The organism is Enterococcus sp. DIV1726a (assembly GCF_051710985.1).
Classification (GTDB): Bacteria; Bacillota; Bacilli; order Lactobacillales; family Enterococcaceae; genus Enterococcus_B; species Enterococcus_B hirae.
This window is the reverse complement of record NZ_JBIOLS010000001.1, coordinates 265428-284695: the sequence shown is the minus strand read 5'-3', so window position 1 is coordinate 284695 and position 19268 is coordinate 265428. Positions and strand designations below refer to the sequence as shown.

Genomic DNA, 19268 nt, shown 5'->3' with positions numbered 1-19268 from the left:
TCTCTTCCTTCATACCAAATACCTAAAAGAGCGCAAGCTATTTCATTACAACCTCGGCTGTTTTGAACGGATTACTTGTATCGCTTCAAAGACAACCTGTAAAACAAAAAACACCTGAGCAGATAACAGAAGTGCTGAGCTCAGAAAAACCAGCAGAAGAATCTAAAAAATAACTTTTTGTATTTTAAAGATCCTTCAACTGTATTTTTCGATTGAGCTACCACCGTTTATTCGGTTTTATAGCATACAATAAAAGTGACTTCTACTTCTTATACTCAGAATGTTTTTTATTTTATTATTTTTCTTCGCTTGCTAGTAATTGATTTGCGTAGATTTTTTCTAATTTTTCTTGAAGAGCTGCTTTGATTTTTCCAGCATATTCTTCGAAGTTTTCTGCTTTATTCATGTATGGTGTCATTACACTTGCACGTAAAACAGTTACTTTTCCTGCACGGTTCCATTCTTCATCTGAGAAACCTAATTGGTTCACAAATTGTAATGGGCTGTTGCCATAATCTGGAATAGCAAAGTCAGTGTGTGATGTCAAGAATTCATTACCATAGATGCTACCTTTAACGTATGAAGAGTAGTCATAAACGTCATGATTCAATTTGTTCATTGCAACTAGATCGTCGTTGCCTTTTTCTTTAAATACATAGTCAACCATATTGAAATCTGGGTAAGTTAATGGATGTACTTCGATTTCTTTATCGCCAACTTTAAATGATAAATCTTGTAAGAAGTTATAGAAACGATGTGCTCCTTCGATTGAAGCTCCCATCAATTTACCATAACCAGTTACATTAAGTGGTAAGACATGATGTGCAGCCCAAACACTAGCAGCAGTTGCCCCTGCTTTTGAACCTTCTAAAATGTATGCACCAAGTAATGCTGGGATATCTGCGCCTTTTTCAAACACGTAAGTAGCAAAGTAAGAAATAACGTCGCGCATACGTACATCTTTGATGACGATCCCACCAGCTGAGTAAGGAACATAACCCATTTTATGTGGATCAATTGTTACAGATTCTGCTTCTTCAATTGCTTTGAAGGCACGGTGTACATCTTCTAAGATATAATCTTTGTTTTCTGTAAATACATGATGTTTTGCATGAACATCTTTTAATTCTTCAAATGGAATAAAGTTATTTTCTTCGTCTAAGAAAATGGAACGACCATAACCGCCGTAAGCAGCATCAACATGCAAGTAGAAGTAAATACCATCTTTTTCTAATACTCGACGTAATGCAACGATTTTATCGATACCGTCAATGGCTCCTTCTTCTGTCGAACCAACAACACCGACTACACCCAAGATTGGTGTTTTTTCAGCTGCTAGTTGACGAACGATTTTTTCAAGTTCGTTGATATCCATTCGATAGTTGTGATCAACTGGTACAGGGATTACTTGATCTAACCCGATACCGATGATATCAGCTGCTTTTAGCCATGAATAATGTTTCGTTTGTGGTACTAACCATTTTCCTAATTGTTGTAAATGTTTTCCGCTACGTGCAGAATGTGCTTTGATGTCATCAATTTTTTCTGGAACACTATCTAACAAGTCCATGATTTCTTTTGTAGACATGTTCATCAATTCCCAGTCACTTTTTCCTGAGACTAATTCAGGTGCAACTTCTTTCATTGCAAGTGGAAGTGATTTGATGTTACGTGCATACCAAAGACCTTCTAAGTTAGCTAAAGAACCATCAGCAACGATGTGTCCCCAGCCATCTTTATAGCCCATTAATTTCGCAAACTCTAGTCCTACTTCTTCTTCCATTTGACTTGTTGCTGGAGAAGATTCGTAAGCAACGTTGTTACCATTCCATAGCATTGCGAAATTATATGCTAGTAAAGATGGCATTAATGTTTCAGAGTTCATATGACCCCAATAACGTCCAGCTGTATGCCATGGTACTGAGTGAGTACGCATACGAGCTGAGATTTCAGATAAAACATCTTTTGTTTTATTGACTGTGTGCTCAAAACTTGCACTACTTTGTTCTTCTGGTGTAATAACTGGCATGTCTTGTGGCATGTAGTTTTGTCGCCAGCCTAAATGTTCATCTACTAAATCGTTCAACAAATCTTTATAGAGTTGGCCGTTCTCCGCTTTGTCTCCGATAAATAGTGCATTTAGGTTTAATTCATTTGACAATGATTCCATGTGAAACCCTCCTAAAAAATATTTAAATTTTGTCGAGCCCTACATTACACCTGTTTTTTATTTCTGTAAACTAAATCACAAGTGATTTTTTAATCATTTTGTAATAATTATCAATTGTGCAAATTGTTTACACATTTAAAAAAATTAAAAAAAACGAGGGAATTTACAAAAGTAAATTCCCTCGTAAAGATTGTATTAACGAGATCCCACGTCACCCTTTTAGGTTGGGTTTCAAAATTGGAATCTTGTAATAGAGTTGACCATTTTCAAGCCAAAAAATTACTAAATTCTAATCAACTACTTTGGCCAAAAAGTAATTTTTCTTACCCTTTCGAATAACCACAAACTTACCATCAAATTCCTTCGATGGATCTATGACAAAATTTAAATCGGTAACACGGTCACCGTTAATACTTATAGCTCCGTTTGAAACATCTTCACGCGCTTGACGTTTTGATGGTTCAATTTTTGTGGAAACCAATAATTCCACGATATTTTCAGGTTTACTTGAAATTTCAACGTTTGGCATTTTACCAAATCCTTGAGCGATCTCAGCTGCATTTAATTCTTTGATGTTTCCAGAGAACAATGCTTCTGTTATTTTTTGTGCTTCTTTCAAGTCTTCTTCACTATGAACGAATCTCGTCACTTCTTCTGCTAAACGTCGTTGTGCTTCACGTTTTTCAGGTTCAGTTTCAACTTTTTTCGCCAAATCTTCAATTTCTTCTTGTGATAAGAAAGTAAAGAATTTCAAGTATTTCACAACATCTCGGTCATCTTGGTTCAACCAGAATTGGTAGAACTCAAATGGTGATGTTTTCTCAGGATCTAACCAGATAGCGCCACCGGCAGTTTTACCAAATTTTGTCCCATCCGCTTTTAACATCAATGGGATCGTTAAACCGAATGCTTCTGCTTCTGGTCCTTCTAATTTACGGATTAAGTCTAATCCAGCTGTGATGTTCCCCCATTGATCAGCACCACCGATTTGTAGTTGAACATCATATGTTTTGTGTAAGTGTAAGAAGTCAATTGATTGCAAGATTTGGTAAGTAAATTCTGTAAATGAGATACCGACTTCCAAACGACTTGCTACGATATCTTTCGCTAACATCGTGTTAATATTGAAGTTTTTACCGTAATCACGTAAAAATTCAAGTAATGAGATTTTTGATAACCAATCATAGTTATTTACAAACGTGATGTTTGCATCTTTCCCAAATAATTTTCTCATTTGGTTAGATAAAGCATCAACATTATGTTGGACTTGTTCCATTGTTTGTAAGACACGTTCTGTCTTACGGCCACTTGGGTCTCCAATTGTACCTGTTCCGCCACCGATCAGAATGTATGGATGATGTCCTGCCAATTGAAATCTTTTCATCATCATAAATGGAATCAAATGTCCGATGTGCATAGAATCCCCAGTTGGGTCAACTCCGCAATATAGTGAAATACTCTTTTCGTCAACAAGTTCACGAAGTCTTTCTTCATTCGTTTGTTGGTTAATGGCATCACGCCAAGTTAATTCGTCGATAATATTCATGTTAAATCCCTCCGTATCATTTTATTGTGAAAGCAGGAACCTGCTATCATTCATACTAATTAAAATCAATAAAAAAAATCCCTTGGTTAACTAACCAAGGGACGAAATCTCGCGGTACCACCCATTTTATATGTTTCATTCAAAACATATCACTCAAACATTTAACGCTGTCACGTGACAAATCAATGCCAAAGGCTCCTAAAATGTAATTCGTCTTAAAGCTTGTACTAGTTCTCAGCAACCACTAGCTCTCTGAAACATTGGCTTTAATAACTACTGCGTTTTGATCATTGCCTGTTATCAAGTTAATATGTGTCTATCATAGAACGCTATTTTTTCTTTGTCAATAAAAAAGATAAAAATTTCTTTCTATACTTCTTCAACAATGGAATAAAACAGTAAAATCCGAACATTCTTTTTTTAAAATTATTTGCATCCAATTACCTAAAATAACTCATTGATCCCTTTATTTCATCCGTTTTTTCTAAGATGAATGATCCATTCAATGGCGCTCATTTGACCATCAAATGAAAATTTTAAAAATTTTTGAAGCTTAAGAAAATTTTATAAACTAGTATTTATCAACGACAAATTACTTCTTTTATTTTATTATTTTAACGTTTTCGATCATCTAAGCGATCAAATACCTCTTTCTCTCACCCTAATTAATGTTATTATTTCCCATTCAATCGAAGGTATAAAGGCATCAATTCCTGCATACCATCTAAAATCAACTTTTCAGCATCTTTTAATTCATTCGGATAAAAATAAAGCTTACCAAGTTGGAAGGTTTTATCCTCCATTGCTTTTTTTAATTCGATTTGTTTTTGCTTATCCGTCAAATAGGTGGCTAACGGCAGGTGATCCACCAGTTCATGTTCTGGTTGCGGCCAAATATAATACTCTTCAACTGAGATGTGCTTACTCCATTCCTTTAAAACCGTTAGTAGATGATTGAAGGACGAAATACTTCCTTGGCGTTCTTCACTTTTATAATGTTGAAACATCAAATAGATTTGAAATTGTTTTTTATTTAGCAAAGTAGCTAAACAAGCATTTTCCTGTTGGCGTCCTTCACTACGGTACGCACACCAAAAATGGCTTCTGAGATTCCAACCATTCGTCCAACTTTCGATTTTTGGTTTTCTCATCTGCCATTGCAAGGGGGTTGCTTTTGCCACTTGTTCATTCATTTTTTTCCACTTTTGCCAGTGTGTTTGATACCTCACCTTAAGCTGTACTAATTCTTCAGTAGTATAACTTTCTTTTAGCTGCTTAAAGGTATACATCGAACGATCAAACAATTCATAATCACTAGTTAATAAATCCATTCCGCCACTTCTTTCTTAACGATTTCCCTATCCTACATTGTAAAGACTATCAATGAGAGAAACAATAAAAATAGCAAGAAAAGAGTGAGCATGGAATTATTTCGGTGAAAATACTCGATAATCATCTTCCTTTATCATTTAGATCTTGTTTTGCTTGTGTAATTGGTTGTCTATTAACTGGATTCTGCTTTGTTGTCCCATTTTTCTGTACTTTGTCTTTTAATTGAGCTTTTTGTCGCTGTCCATTCCCTTGTTCTAATTCCATATGCTTTTCCAAAGAGGCGATCAGCTTATCTGTATATTCTATATCTTGTTTTACCAATCCTTTAAAACTATTAATCAAAGGCATCATTTTGGCAACCAGAAGTTGTGATTGACTCTGAGTAGTGTTTTCCAGTTGAACATTCAAATTTAAAAAACGCTCTCTTTCCTTGCTCACATCTTTCTTTAACTTTTCAAGACTTTTTGTTCCTAGAAGTTTTTTTCCTAATGCTAACTCAGCTTTTTGAGCGTCAATTTCTTTTTTCAACATATATTTTTGTAACCAATTCACACCTTTTGCTAATTTTTCTTCGTTTTTGTTCATACTATCCTGCAATTTATCGATTCGTTGAGTCAAATGAACTTTCATATTTTCCTGATCTCGTGGTTCTACGTCTAATTTTTTTGCATGATTTAAATAATTTAATCGATTCATCCGTTCTTTTTTCAAATAAGAAACTCGAGCATACTGCTTTTGTCTTTGCTTATCTAACTCTAGGATCGTTTTATATGTATGTAAAAATTCCTTATCCAATAGCATGGGAATTTCCATCTTTATACTCTTTTTTTTATTTCCATTTACCTCAGTTAATTGGTAAATCTTGGCATTTTTTTTAGATACTACTTCTTGTTCAACAAGCTGATAAATTTTTTCTTTTGTTTTAACCTCTTTTGCTTTTGGTAGTATTGACATTTTTTTACTCCTTATCATTTAGTAATCGAGATATTTCGAAAACGAATGCGTTGTGCCTAAACTTAGACGAAACGCATTTGGACAAACGAAACTTTCCAAACATATTACTAATTACGTGAATCGTGTTCAGGCGTTGATCTTTGTTGTTTCTCTGGTTGGCTTTGTTGTTTCCCTGGTTGGCTTTGTGGCTGCGTAACTCCTTCTATCAGAGTATATAATTCACGTGGACCATTTGTTTTTTGTTCATCATTTCTTTTCATTTCGGCTTGTACTTTATTCTGATATTCATGTAACTCCGCATTTAGTACTTGTGGGCGATGATTCTTGATATTTTCAAATCTCTGCTGTGTCTCTAAGAAATTTTTTTCGGTCGTATAAATTGAGCGAGCAAGTTCGCCTAATAGCGGTGCCACGTACGGAAATAGACTGGCTGATACTCTATTATTTAAATCTATAAAACCTTTCTTCACCATACTAAATTGTTCATTCATATTCAAATCAGAATATTCTTTCGTTATTTTATTTATCCATTTCTTCTTTATATTTTCACTATCAACCTCCCCACTCAAACTATAGCCTTTCCCATAAAGTGATGATAGATCAGACTCCAGTTTACCTTTTATAAGCTTTTGTTCATTTTCCAATGAACGCTTCTCTTTTTCCAATGCTCCTATTTCACCTGTAAAATAACTTAAAAATCTTCTAAACGGTGAAGCTTTGATCTTATCGATTTCATCAGTCTTCTCCTTGATTAGTACTGGTATTGCATTTAACCGATTCAATTTGTTATCCATGTTGTTTTTTTCACTAGTGTAGCTAGTCAATTCTACGCCTATCTCTTCTTCCAACGACTGAATTTTTATTTTTATTTTGTCTTCATCACTCTCTAAATTGTTTTGCATACTAATTACTGACCTCATGTCTTTATTTAGTTCAAAACACTTTTGTACTTCTTTTTTAGGAACAACTAATGATTCCTTATATGAACCAAAAGAATATTCGCTCATTAGACGTAGATCTGATTTTTCGTGTTTTTTCAACAGGTTTTGTTTGTTTTGTTCAATTGACGCAATTTTAGCTTGGTCGTTAGTGACATACGCTGCTATACATTCCTTTTTATATTTCTTAAATTTATCTTCCTGTTCCATTTCTAAACTAGATACTGTCGCATTTTTATTTTTGTTATTTAAATCCCCCATATCCGCTTATCTCCTTTATTACTTTAGTGTGTTAAGGATAACACGTGCGACAACTGTTATTTCTCCGACATTTTCTCAGTTTGGAAATTTTTGTTTTAAAATTGTTTATCCTTTGTTTTTTTGATTTGAAAGCAGATTCTCATAAGTGTTCTGGAATAGAAAAAAACTGACTTTTGTTCCCATTTTTACTGGTTAAAAAGTCAGCTATATAAATATTTTGTTATTTATGATTCTATATTAGTTAATAAAGTTTCAAAGAAAATAGCACTAGAAGCTGCTCCGGGATCGATATGGCCAATGGCTCTTTCCCCTAGATAAGAGGCACGTCCTTTTTTGGCTACTAAATCTTTTGTATGTTCCTTCGCTTCTTCAATCACTTCTTCTGTTAATCGATTATTCTTCAAGGCTTCAGTAACAGGTAACCAGACATCTAGCATCGTTTTCTCTTCTGCTTCTGCTTTCCCCCTAGCTTGAATCCCATTTTTTCCTTCTTCAATGATTTTCCCTAATTGTTCTTGTGATGTAATCACATCAATGTCTTTTGTAGCCTTCATCATATTCATAAAGGCAGAACCATATAATGGTCCAGAAGCACCTCCAACTTTTGAGATCATTGCCATCGAAAGAACCTTGAACGTGTCACTGATCGTTTTCGGTTGTTCTTTTTGAAACGCTTCTTGATAAGCCGTCATCCCTCGCCCCATATTATTGCCATGATCGCCATCACCGATCGGCGTGTCGAGCTCACTCAGATAACTTTTATTTTCATCGATTTTCTCTGTAAAATCCGTTAACCACGCTTGAATTTCTTTGACCGTTAGTTCCATTATTCTCCCACCTTCTACCACGAAATTGTGTGAACTTCACTTTCCAATGCTTCCTGCCATTTCTTAGTTGTTAGGTCAATCATCGTCAGAGATAATCCTTGCATGTCTAAAGAAGTCATAAAATCACCGACTTTATGAAATGTCACTTTGACTGCTTCTTGATCGAGTAATGATTGGACATCATTCATAAAAACAAAGAGTTCCATCAATGGCGTGCCACCCATCCCATTAACTAGCACTCCAACTTCTTTTGGTTTCTCTGGGTAGTCAGATAAAATTTTTGTTACTAATTCTTCAGCTAATACTTTAGCAGGTTGCAACTTTTCTCTACGATAACCAGGCTCGCCATGGATCCCTACTCCGTATTCGATCTCATCTTCGGCTAATTCAAATCCTGGCTTTCCTACTTCAGGAACCGTGGCCGCACGCAATGCCACACCAATCGTCTTGATCGCTGGAACTAGTCTATCTCCTAGTTCCTTCAATTCTTGCAAGGATGCACCTTTCCTAGCGGCATCCCCTAAGATTTTATGCACAAGAACTGTTCCAGCTACTCCACGTTTGCCAGCAGTATATGTGCTATTTTCCACCGCAATGTCATCATCCACTACAACACTTTCTACTTCAATCCCTTCCATAGCCGCCATTTCTTTAGCCATGTCAAAATTGAGTACATCTCCTGTATAATTCTTGATGATCAATAAAACGCCTTTTCCTTGATCCGCTTCTTTGATAGCTATCTGAATCTGATCAGGTGTCGGCGAAGTAAAAACATCTCCTAAAACTGCAGCACTCAACATCCCAGCACCAACAAAACCTGCATGCGCTGGTTCATGACCACTTCCTCCCCCAGAAACCAAGCCAACTTGTTCTACTTGATCATTTTTTGCTACTACTCGAGAATCAGCTACTTGGTGAATCATTTCTGGATAACTTATCACTAAACCAGACAACATTTCTTCTACGATCGTACTAGGATTATTCATGATTTTTTTCATTTCACGTCCACCCTTTCTTTCCCGCATTCTGTGCTTCCGTTAGTATTTGTTGAGGATTATCCGTGATACCTGCTGTGATCGCTCCAGCAAAAGCCCCTTCAACAAGTGGCGCATCCACAAGGTAGTATTTCTTTTGTTGGTCTTCATCCAACATTTCCTTGGCCATTTCAGCGTTCAAAACCGCACTCCCGATATCCGCAAACACAAAATACATGGCGGAATCAGCTGATTGGTTGATCGCATCGATGATTTTCATCGGATCAGAACCAATTCTTCCCTCTACTCCTCCTAAGGAAAAAAGTAACACATCTTCTGATTGTTGCATCTGTTCAATCATTTCTTTGAGTCCATCCGTTAACTGTTGACTATGGGAAACAAGTAAGATACTTTTTTTCATGCCATTTCTCCTTCTTCCTTTTGTGGTCATACCAAGTTTGCGCTTTCATTCTTTTGATCATCAACTACATTCTTTTGCATAGTTCCAGTATATAATAGAATGTCCATTTTTTGGAAATGATGCGCTGTAATTGACTAGCTAATTCCAATTGCGACTTAAGAAATAAATTTTGATATACTATTTTTAAAGAAAGGAGTGATCAAATGATCATTACAACAACAAACAACGTGGAAAATAAAGAAGTAACAGCATATAAAGGCATTGTTTTTGGTGAAGTCATTACTGGAATCAACGTATTAAAAGATATCGGGGCAGGATTTCGCAATGTTTTTGGCGGACGTTCAAAAAGCTACGAGGATGAATTGCTTGCTGCACGTGAAGAGGCCTTAGCAGAAATGCAAGAGCGTGCTCGATCATTAGGTGCAGATGCAGTCATTGGGATGAAAATGGATTATGAAGTATTGGGGAGCGATAACGGAATGCTAATGGTCACCTGTAGTGGGACAGCGGTGACAATAAACTAGTTCAGACATGAGGTTGTGAAAAGAGTGTCTTGACCTGAGCGCTCACCAAGTAAAAACTGCGACGAGTAATCGCAGGAGCATTAAGGATGAAAATCTCGAAACAGCTCCTCATGTTTTGAGATTTTTTGACTTATCGCCGAAGGTCAGCTCTTTGAACACCGTGAATCAGAGGTCGTGAAAACATCGGGTAGCTCTGATGACAATAAGAAAGAATTTTTTGAAACAGCTTCTCATGTTTTGAAAAATTCAGGCTTATTTCAAGGAGCTGATGTTTGAACACCGTTTATTCGTTTTTAGAGATACTAGAAGAGACTGAGATAGAACTCTCACTTAAAAAATATTCCGAACCTGTTCTACCAATACACCGATTCAAAAAACAGATGGATATAAAATAAGGTGTTTCCTAAAAAATATACGTAAAAACGTTAAATTTTAGGGAACACCTATGCTCTTTTTTCCTAAATTTAATTGATTATCCAAGTAAGATACTGCTATCTAATTATTTATGTACGTTGCTCTTTTCATCAATGGATTATTTTCTGTTTTACTATCTATGATTGCTGGCATTTCACCATCCGATTATCCTCTTGAAGTTCGATTCGTTTTATTGCTATTTTGCATTTGATCTTGTTTATCACCTCGGTTGCTGAGATTTTCTACCCGCTGTTGAGCATTCTCTTTTAGTTGGTTTATCTCTTGCTTTCTCACTAGAAGCTCTTCTTTAAATTTTTCATGTTTTCCTTTCCAACCTTGTACATTTCTTTCTAAGTCCTCAACCTTTTGCTCCATGACGTTTAATTTCCCACTAATTTTTTCAAGTTGTTCTCTTCTGTGTTTACTAACATCTCGTAGTCCCTTTGTCTTCACTTCAACAACGTCGTACTCTGCTGACAGTTCACTAAGTTTCGCTTTAGGAACGTTAATTTCACTTTTCACCTGATCACAGACAGCTATATTCTTATCTAAATTCCCAGTGACCATTTTTTCTAAGTTACCCTTCTGATTAATATCTTCAATCAGTTGATTATTCGTATTTTTAATATCCTCAGTAACTGTTTTTACATCCTGTGTTAATTTAGTTTTTTCTCCTGTAAAGATGTTAAACAACTTCCGTACAAAAGGATTGTTGAAATCAGTGACGGCTTGGTTCTTAGTAACGAGATCCGTATCTAGTTTTTTTATCTCGTATTTACCTCCCCAATAGATGTATCTACCTCACCTATTTCAGCTATTTGTTGATCGCCTTTTTGAACAGGCGATAGCTTTTGTTCTATTTGGCTAATCTTATCTTTAAATTGGGATTCAAAATTATTTACCTTTTTCTCTAAATCATCAATTAGAGGATTATCGAGTTGTTCTGATGCTGCAGCCATTCTCTCCAGAGTTTTTTGCTATGCTGATTTTATATTGTCTACTTTTTTTATGTCTTTAGAAACTTTTTCTTTAATTCTTTTATTGTTCTCTAATGCATTATTGTATTGTTTTTGTGAACCTTCAAAAGCTTTTTGATTCGGTATAGTTTTCTCATCTGTAAACTTTTTTTGCTTCTTTAAAATTTCCCTTTAGAGTTTCTAACTCCTGATCGCTGTACCGTGCGGTTGATGGTACTTGAGTAACTTTTTTTATCGTGACTTTCCATATTTCATTCCACTCCTCTGTTTTTCGTACTAACATATGTAATACAAGCGTATTATGAGTTTATTCATGTTATTTACTAATAATTTTTTTGTTTGAGAATTTTTGACGATGCCTTGCTAAGTTACTATGCCCTTGAATGTTTTTTACTATTAAGCTTCTGACCATTTTGCATGTTTAGTGAGTCCGGTTGATCCAAGTATATAGTAGCTTTTTGTTGTGCTTGATTAATCTTTTTACGGATTTTTTGAGGTTTCTTCGAGTTGTCGTTAATTAGTTTTCGGGCTTCAAGTTGTAGTGGTTCTATTCCATCCTTTAGCGTTGTCACCTTCCTAATGATTTCAGCATATACTTTCATTGCATAAGGTTTAACTGCTTTTACTTTTTCCCTTTCTACTTTATCTAACTCTTTTTTGAACATTTTTATTTCTTTTTCTAAGCCTTTTTTTACTTGTTTTGCAATTTCATCTGTAGATTCTATTGTCTTAAAACGTTCCTTAAGATCTTTCGGAAAGCGTGCCTTAAGTTCTTCTGGAAAACGTTCCCCAAGTTTTTCCTGAAAGCGTTCCTCAAGTTTTGCCTCAAAGCGTTTCTCAAATTCTGCCTCCCAATTCTTAGTTTTCAAGGTTGTTTGCTGTATGGGGTTCCTTGGTTGCTCTTTTTTTCCAGTAAAAAAATTAAGCAAGCGTTTGAAGAATGACGGTTTCTCACCAACTTTACTACTTAAGCTATCTACTAGATTGTTATTTACGGGTTCTAAGGAAGATGTCTTCAATTTACTAAGCTGATTCTTTCTTTCTTTTTTTATTTCTTTTTTTATTCCTTCTTTTATTTCTTTTATTTCTTCGATTTCTTCTTCTACTTCTTCTTCGATTTCTTCTTTTATGTCTTCTTCTGTTTCTTTTTTTATTTCTTTTAGTTCCTTAATAACATCCCTATTTGGAAACAAGTCTTTTATAATATTTTTTACTCTAGTCTCTGATTCCTTGATTTGTTGATCTATTTCCTCCTTTTGCTTCCGTGCGTTAGGACCGAACCCCTCGACTTCTGGATCTCGCTTACTATCGTCAATTTCACTTTTTGGTTTTGTTTCCTGTTTTATTTCCTGTTTCTTTGGTTTGGAAGGCATCACTTTATATTCTTTTAAAAATTTATCCACCAATTCAGCGTGTTTATTTTCTGCAGCTACATGGATACTCTTCGCAACCTTAAACTCATCTGAAAAAGGTTGATATGTTTCCATATGATCCAATACCTGCCATGCATCATTAACTTTATTTTGTTGTCGGTCAATTTCGTTTATAGCTTTATCCATCGCTTTTTTCTTTTCAGCTTCTGCGGCTACTTCTGCAGCTGATTGCTGAGTTATTCCTTCCTGAAAAACTGGCCTTCCCATTCTTATTTCACTCCTTCGTTATATTGATAAATTAAGCGTAACATGACAATAAAAACTTTATTTTTTAATAATTTCTTTGTTTGGAAATTTTTAAAAAAGTTTCATTCTTCTAGAATAAAAAGGCACTTCATCGTACCCTTAAAAATTCTGCGAGATCAAACTAACGTTTTTTGAAACAAGTAGTATTTAGTATCCTCTATCTGTACTTACTCGTCAGCATTTACCAATCGTTGACTTCACCTCCGAAAGCAAACAAAAAAATCAAGAAGATCAAAAGCAATTTTTGCTTTTCCATTCTTGATTTTAATGCCAATCCTATATTTTTCTTATTTACAGATTCAAAAGATGCTCCTTCAATAACAGACCACTTTTTTCTTCAGAAATCTCTTGTATCACTTGATACGTATATCATCTCTTAGTAAAACATCAGGCAAGATATCGCCACATATTAGAGAGTACAAAATTTTATTCTCTATAATGTATGTACTTCTCTGCCAATTGATTGATTCGTTTGGTTATGTACTTGTTGAGATTGCCGGTTGCGATTTTTGTTATTTTTTAACAACTCCTTATTCCAAGCATTCGTTACCAATATTCTAGGATTTTGATAATCAACAGATTTTTTCTGTGACTGATCCACTTTTTCTGAAGGTTCCTTATCTTTAAGTTCCAGCATCACCCAAAAACCCAATTGTTCTTTTATCTTTGGCTGTTGCTCCTTAATAAATTTTAAACTTTTCTTTATTTGAGCAGCTAGTTCATTATTAATCTTTGGTTGTTCTTCTCCTGTTGGATATTTATTTTTCAGCTGTTTCAACTGGCTTTTTAAATCTGCCAATTCATTGTTAACATGATCAACTTCCTTTCTCGCCTTGATAAAAATTCTCTCAGCCTGCTCATTCTTTTCTGTTTCAATCCTTTTTCGCTCAATGAGTTCCTTTATTTTATCCTTAAAAGTTGTCGATAACCCGCTTTTTTTGGCAGTGTACTTTTCTCTAGCTTTTATATGTTTTTTAGTAAATCGACTAAGAAATCGTTTTACTCTCGGCTGATCGCTATTAATTATTTTTTTCGTTGATTTTTCCCAATCCTTATGTATCTTCGTAATTTCTTGGGTAATATTTTTCACAGAATGAGTTGCCTTATCACGCTCTTGTATCGTTAAGTCATATAATTGTTTAAAGTCACTGGAAAAGATATTTTGAACTTTCATATCTAATTCGGTGCTTTTATGGACTAAATATTGATACAAACTAGGAGCATTTAATTCTTCAATACGTACATTTTTATTTCCCAATTCAGCCGAAAGTTGATTGGTAAAGATATTTTCTCTTTCATTCAAATGTTTGCTTTTAGCATTTTGTTCCCTTCTTTCATTTGTTTGATTTACTGTTTCGATTACTGTTTGATCTATCGCTTTGCTTATCAGACGAATAAATCCTTGTTGATCTTTACTTTGTTCTTGCTTACGGTATTCGTCTATTTTTTGCAGATTTTGTGTTATACCTCCCACGGTACCTTTAACTTCTTCTAAATTCTTCTGTAAATTTTCTATTTTTTTCGTTAAAGCTTCCCTATTTACCTCTTTTGGTATATTTTCCTTTACTATTTCATAATTCTGATTTAAATCATTCAAAGTGGATCCTATATTTGCACACTTTTCTTTCCACCCCTCAAATATTTCATTACTAGAGAAAACTTCATTAAGGATATTCTCATTTCTTGTGTAAACTGTTTGTGCTTCTTCTATTTTAGAAATCATAGTATTAATTGTAGCTTTTTTTGTATCTAACTCTGTTCGTAATTCAGCCTGTTCCTTAGTAAAAAAATTAATGATTTTTCTAAAGAATGACTGATCAATCGCTTTAATTTTCGAGTCTATTTGTTCAGCATCTGATTGTAGAGATAACTTTTCAAAATATCTATCCAAAAAATTTTCTTTGGCTTCATCACGTTCTCTTATACTATTTAAGATATTTTTAATTTCTTCGTCTAGTTTAGATAACTTTGTATGTACTTCTTCCTTTTTACTTTCTAACGGGCTTAATTTGTCGATAACTTCAGTTTCTACTGTCTCATAAAGAGAAGAATCTTTTTGTTTAAAAAATTCTCGTTCTTCATCTACTGCTAAACTACCTTCTTGGACTATTGATTGAGTTTCTTGCTTACTTTCTGGTATCCTCGCTTCTGCATGATTAGGAGAATGTTTTATTTTTGCACGTTCTCTTTTATCTTGAATTTCTCTATTTGTTTCTTCCATAATATGTAAATCCCACTTTGCTTTTAAGTAGTCATTCTCTACTTTTCTTGCTTTATCATTATGAGGATGGGTGGAATAAGCATCATAAGTTGAGAAGAGCTGTGCTACCAATTTTTTTTGCGCCTTCAATTCTTCACGACTATATTCCATATCTGTTGCTTTAATTGGGCGTCTTAGCATCGTTGCTAACTTTCCCTCTTCTTTTTCATGAATACGAGCTGCGTTTTTATAATTTTCTCCGTGAGGATAGGTAGCGTGACTATCCATTGTTTTATAGGCGTTCTCTACTATTTTTTTTTGCTTATCAATCTCTGCTTTTGTAAATCCTCTACCTTCTGCTATTTCTGTCATTAGATCCCCTTCTCTTATTTGATTAATAATCTGAATGTAACACAAATGTAGAGTTTTTTTAGCCAAAAATTTCTAAATAACAGATTTTTTGTTCTATGCTAATGATATTTATTCCTAGCGACTTTCTTTATTGATGAGAATCGCTGAACCAATAACTGTTTTTTATCTTTATCTCCTCATCATTAACTACAAATATTATTTTTTCCTTCATAAAAAATATCATTCATTTGTTTTTTTGAAACAATCTTCGATGTTGAATATTTAGAATATTATTTAGCAAGTAAAAAGGATGTGATTTTTCGCCCCATCAAGCAAAAAATCACATCCATATCATGTTAGAACATCTTTTTCATTCACTTTTCCAACGATTCTTTTCAAAAATTATCTTTTAGAACAAGGATATTCGCTGAATCAGCATGAGTTTCATTCACTATTACTTCGCCAAACGGTAGATGGCATCTGCATAAATGGCAGTTGCTCTGAAAAGGTCATCCAGACTCATAAATTCGTTGGCTTGGTGCATTGTATCTGTATAGCCTGGGAACATTGCGCCGTAAGCTACACCACGTTTCAATAGTCGGCCATAGGTTCCGCCGCCAATGATTTGTTCATAGCCTTTTTCGCCTGTATGGTCTTCATAAACTTGCAATAAAGTTGCTACCAATGGATCTTCCATTGGTACATAGTGAGGTTCCATGACACGTGCGCCACGAGTAACTGTTGCTCCTTCTGCTTTCATCGTTGTTGCAATGTCATTTTCTAAGCCGTCAACGGTAACCCCTTTTGGAAAACGGAAGTTCATGTTGATATAGTTATCTTCTTCTGACCCATTTTCTTTAAAGGCAAACAATCCAGCGTTCATGGTCAATTTACCCATTTTTTCGTCTTCATGGGCAACCCCTAATTTTTCTCCATAAAAATCTTCATGGACATAGGCTGCTGCTACATGGATGAATTGTTTAGCAGAACCGATAAATTCATAATCGTCTAAGAATAATGCTAAGAATGAACCGGCATTGATCCCTGATTGAGGACTTGCACCATGTGCGCCCTTTCCGATCAATTCGATTTTCACATAGGTATTATCCGCTTCGATCGAACCACTTACTGGGTTTGCTTCAACAAAACGATAAAAAGCTTCTTCCATTTGGATCGCAGCTTCTACATTTGGTACTTCAAGAGTCGCTGTTGCTGTTCCAGGCACCATGTTTTCACGTAAACCTGAAGTAAATGTCTTCAAGACATAATCTCCTGCGTTGTCTCCTTGGAAACGTAGTGCGAAAGAAACATTTCCTTTCTCACCATTGATGATTGGAAATTCTGCATCTGGAGAAAAGCCAAAGTCAGGTTCTTCTTCATGTTCAAAGTAGTAAGCCATGTCTGCCCAACCACTTTCTTCATCACTACCAACTACAAAACGAACTTTTTTGGATAATTCCAAGTCAAGATCTTTGATGATCTTCATGGCATAGTAAGCAGCCATGCTTGGTCCTTTATCATCACTAGAACCACGAGCAAAGATTTTCCCATCTTTGATTACTGGTTCATAAGGATCTGTATCCCAACCATCCCCTGCTGGTACTACGTCCATATGACCAAAAATACCTAAAGTTTCATCGCCTTCGCCAAGATCAATATGTCCTGCATAGTTATCAACATTTTTTACGACAAACCCATCACGTTCGCCATAAGCCAACATATGTTTTAGCGCATCTCGAGGTCCAGGTCCAAAAGGTGCATCAGGAGTTACTTTTGAATCATCCCGTTCACTGTTCACACGTAAAAGATTTTTTAAATCTTCAAGTAGTTCTTCTTTACGTGCTTCTACTTCTTTTTGCCAATCGATTGTCATAAAATCAATCCTCCACTCATTAAGTCTACCTGTCCATCATACCATAAATCCTGCCAAAAAAACGTGCAAAAAAATTTGTGGTTCCTTAGCCAAACGGTATTTTATTTAAAAATACTCAGTTATAATACAAGAAAGGAGGCGGAGAAATTGTTAATAGATAGCGATTTATTACAAAAAGTAATTCAACCACGCCCAGAAAAGTCACATAAAGGAACATTCGGTCGTACTGTCTTGATTGGCGGTAACCATCAATTTGGTGGTGCGATCATCATGAGTGCACTAGCGGCTGTACACAGTGGCGCAGGATTAACGACTGTTGCTACGGACCAGCGGAATCAAGCACCGCTTCACACCCATTTACCTGAAGCCATGTGCATCGACTGGCAAGAAAAAGAACAACTGTTAGCAGTGTTGGACACGGCAGACGTTCTATTGATTGGTCCAGGATTAGGGGACTCCTCATTGAGTTTAGAATTATTAGCATTCACTTTAGCACATCAAAAAAGCCATCAGTGGTTAGTGATGGACGGTTCAGCATTAACATTATTCGCTAAAGAAAATCTAACCCTCCATTTTCCCGAGCAAACCGTCATGACTCCTCATCAAATGGAATGGCAAAGAGTAAGCTCACTTAAGATCGATGAACAAACGCCTGAGAACAACCGCAAGCAGCAAGCCAAATTAGGCGCAACGATTGTTTTAAAAAGTCATCGAACCACGATCTACGGGCAACAAGAATGTTATCAAAATACTACTGGCTCTGCCGCAATGGCCACTGGAGGTACTGGTGATACATTAGCTGGTATGATCACTGGATTCTTGGCACAATTTCCTAAAAACGATGAAACAATCGCAGCAGCTGTCTACCTGCATAGTTTTATTGGGGATCAACTGGCAAAAAAACAATATGTTGTTTTACCGACACAAATCAGTCAAGCAATCCCTCAATGGATGCACTATTTTAGTCAGAAAAAAGATGGAAACAAGGAGTTCTAATGATGGAAAAATTTACTGGATACATGCGTGAGCCGTTTTACTATGAAACCGATCAAATGGGGATCATCCACCACAGCAACTATATCCGTTGGATGGAAGAATCTCGTGTTGCTTTATTGGATCATTTAGGTTTCAGCTATACAAAAATTGAAAAACTAGGAGTGATCATCCCTGTTTTAGAAGTCACTTGCCAGTACAAAGAAATGATTCGTTATGGTGAAACTGTTCGTATTTTGCCTAAAATCGAACAATATAGTGGCACAAGATTAAATTTTAGTTATGAAATCTACGGTTTAGATGACGGAAAATTACGAACAACTGGCTCTAGCAAACATTGTTTTTTACTCGCTGACAATCAGAAGTTAACCAAACTTGAACGGGTAAATCCTGCATTAGATCGCTTATTCCACGAGTATGCACAGTTGGATAGCTGAAGAATAGTATTTACCTCTTGTATTTTTTAGGATCTCCATTACGGATTTTCTTAAAAAAAATCAAAAAAGCTGCCTTTTTTCTTGTGTTGGCTTGATTCATCCGTATAATAAAATAAAAAGCAGGTGATCATCATGTATGTTGTGAAAGTATTGCACGGTTACATTGATAAAACAGGCTGCCGCACAAGAGAAAAAAATCCAGATAACTTATTGATTTTCAAAGAAAAAAAAGCATCAGAAGCTTTTGCTAAATCGATCGGAGGGCGTGTCAAACAACTGCACGAAGTACGCCCTGATTGAAATAAAACCTCAATCATTAGTTAGTCAACATGATTGAGGTTTTTGCTTGTCCAAAAAATTTCTTTAAAAAACGAGCTTACCAAAAAGAGTGATTCTT

At 35.4% G+C, this 19268-nt stretch carries 17 protein-coding genes and 1 other annotated feature; of the genes, 4 read left to right on the top strand and 13 right to left on the bottom strand.

The window, feature by feature from the left end; genetic code table 11:
- Window positions 1–295 precede the first annotated feature (295 nt).
- From tdc to dhaM, 8 genes are all read right to left on the bottom strand, one after another.
- Window positions 296–2170 (bottom strand): tyrosine decarboxylase, encoded by a 1875-nt coding sequence (gene tdc, locus IGJ27_RS01340; RefSeq protein WP_010736916.1) that lies wholly within the window; start codon window positions 2168–2170, stop codon window positions 296–298.
- 289 nt (window positions 2171–2459) lie between these two features.
- Window positions 2460–3716 carry a tyrosine--tRNA ligase gene (gene tyrS, locus IGJ27_RS01335; protein WP_010736915.1) on the bottom strand — a complete coding sequence of 419 codons (1257 nt, stop codon included), beginning with the start codon at window positions 3714–3716 and terminating at the stop codon, window positions 2460–2462.
- Window positions 3717–3810: 94 nt separating this feature from the next.
- Window positions 3811–4016: a binding site (T-box leader), on the bottom strand.
- 374 nt (window positions 4017–4390) lie between these two features.
- Window positions 4391–5047 (bottom strand): HI_0552 family protein, encoded by a 657-nt coding sequence (locus IGJ27_RS01330; protein ID WP_081128230.1) that lies wholly within the window; start codon window positions 5045–5047, stop codon window positions 4391–4393.
- A gap of 121 nt (window positions 5048–5168) precedes the next feature.
- Complete coding sequence (locus IGJ27_RS01325) at window positions 5169–6002, bottom strand: hypothetical protein (protein WP_081128232.1); 834 nt, start codon at window positions 6000–6002, stop codon at window positions 5169–5171.
- 107 nt (window positions 6003–6109) lie between these two features.
- Window positions 6110–7201 carry a hypothetical protein gene (locus IGJ27_RS01320; RefSeq protein WP_178306235.1) on the bottom strand — a complete coding sequence of 364 codons (1092 nt, stop codon included), beginning with the start codon at window positions 7199–7201 and terminating at the stop codon, window positions 6110–6112.
- Between the two features lie 224 nt (window positions 7202–7425).
- Complete coding sequence (gene dhaL / locus IGJ27_RS01315; RefSeq protein WP_010720270.1) at window positions 7426–8028, bottom strand: dihydroxyacetone kinase subunit DhaL; 603 nt, start codon at window positions 8026–8028, stop codon at window positions 7426–7428.
- Window positions 8029–8042: 14 nt separating this feature from the next.
- On the bottom strand, window positions 8043–9026 hold the full coding sequence (gene dhaK, locus IGJ27_RS01310; protein ID WP_178306236.1) for a dihydroxyacetone kinase subunit DhaK: 984 nt from the start codon (window positions 9024–9026) through the stop codon (window positions 8043–8045).
- Between the two features lies 1 nt (window position 9027).
- Window positions 9028–9423, bottom strand: a complete 396-nt coding sequence (gene dhaM / locus IGJ27_RS01305) for a dihydroxyacetone kinase phosphoryl donor subunit DhaM (RefSeq protein WP_178306237.1) — start codon at window positions 9421–9423, stop codon at window positions 9028–9030.
- Between the two features lie 203 nt (window positions 9424–9626).
- Between dhaM and IGJ27_RS01300 the strand changes: the two genes are divergently transcribed.
- Window positions 9627–9947 carry a putative heavy metal-binding protein gene (locus tag IGJ27_RS01300; RefSeq protein ID WP_010720273.1) on the top strand — a complete coding sequence of 107 codons (321 nt, stop codon included), beginning with the start codon at window positions 9627–9629 and terminating at the stop codon, window positions 9945–9947.
- Between the two features lie 579 nt (window positions 9948–10526).
- On the opposite strand, the gene IGJ27_RS01295 is transcribed toward IGJ27_RS01300, so the two are convergent.
- The 5 genes from IGJ27_RS01295 to pepV all read right to left on the bottom strand — a co-directional run bounded on the left by IGJ27_RS01295 (window position 10527) and on the right by pepV (window position 17441).
- Window positions 10527–11054, bottom strand: a complete 528-nt coding sequence (locus IGJ27_RS01295) for a hypothetical protein (protein ID WP_237558465.1) — start codon at window positions 11052–11054, stop codon at window positions 10527–10529.
- Window positions 11055–11125: 71 nt separating this feature from the next.
- Window positions 11126–11320 (bottom strand): hypothetical protein, encoded by a 195-nt coding sequence (locus IGJ27_RS01290; protein ID WP_096709693.1) that lies wholly within the window; start codon window positions 11318–11320, stop codon window positions 11126–11128.
- 389 nt (window positions 11321–11709) lie between these two features.
- Window positions 11710–12978 carry a hypothetical protein gene (locus IGJ27_RS01285; RefSeq protein ID WP_373191490.1) on the bottom strand — a complete coding sequence of 423 codons (1269 nt, stop codon included), beginning with the start codon at window positions 12976–12978 and terminating at the stop codon, window positions 11710–11712.
- 472 nt (window positions 12979–13450) lie between these two features.
- A complete protein-coding gene (locus IGJ27_RS01280; protein ID WP_373191488.1) occupies window positions 13451–15589 on the bottom strand; it encodes a hypothetical protein in 2139 nt (712 codons plus the stop codon).
- 433 nt (window positions 15590–16022) lie between these two features.
- Window positions 16023–17441 (bottom strand): dipeptidase PepV, encoded by a 1419-nt coding sequence (pepV, locus tag IGJ27_RS01275; RefSeq protein WP_096709698.1) that lies wholly within the window; start codon window positions 17439–17441, stop codon window positions 16023–16025.
- 147 nt (window positions 17442–17588) lie between these two features.
- On the opposite strand from pepV, the gene IGJ27_RS01270 reads away from it, so the two are divergent.
- From IGJ27_RS01270 to IGJ27_RS01260, 3 genes are all read left to right on the top strand, one after another.
- On the top strand, window positions 17589–18437 hold the full coding sequence (locus tag IGJ27_RS01270; protein ID WP_161637967.1) for an NAD(P)H-hydrate dehydratase: 849 nt from the start codon (window positions 17589–17591) through the stop codon (window positions 18435–18437).
- A gap of 2 nt (window positions 18438–18439) precedes the next feature.
- Window positions 18440–18871 carry an acyl-CoA thioesterase gene (locus IGJ27_RS01265; RefSeq protein WP_014834326.1) on the top strand — a complete coding sequence of 144 codons (432 nt, stop codon included), beginning with the start codon at window positions 18440–18442 and terminating at the stop codon, window positions 18869–18871.
- Between the two features lie 132 nt (window positions 18872–19003).
- Window positions 19004–19171, top strand: coding sequence for a hypothetical protein (locus IGJ27_RS01260; RefSeq protein ID WP_010720280.1), 168 nt, complete (start codon window positions 19004–19006; stop codon window positions 19169–19171).
- Window positions 19172–19268 lie beyond the last annotated feature (97 nt).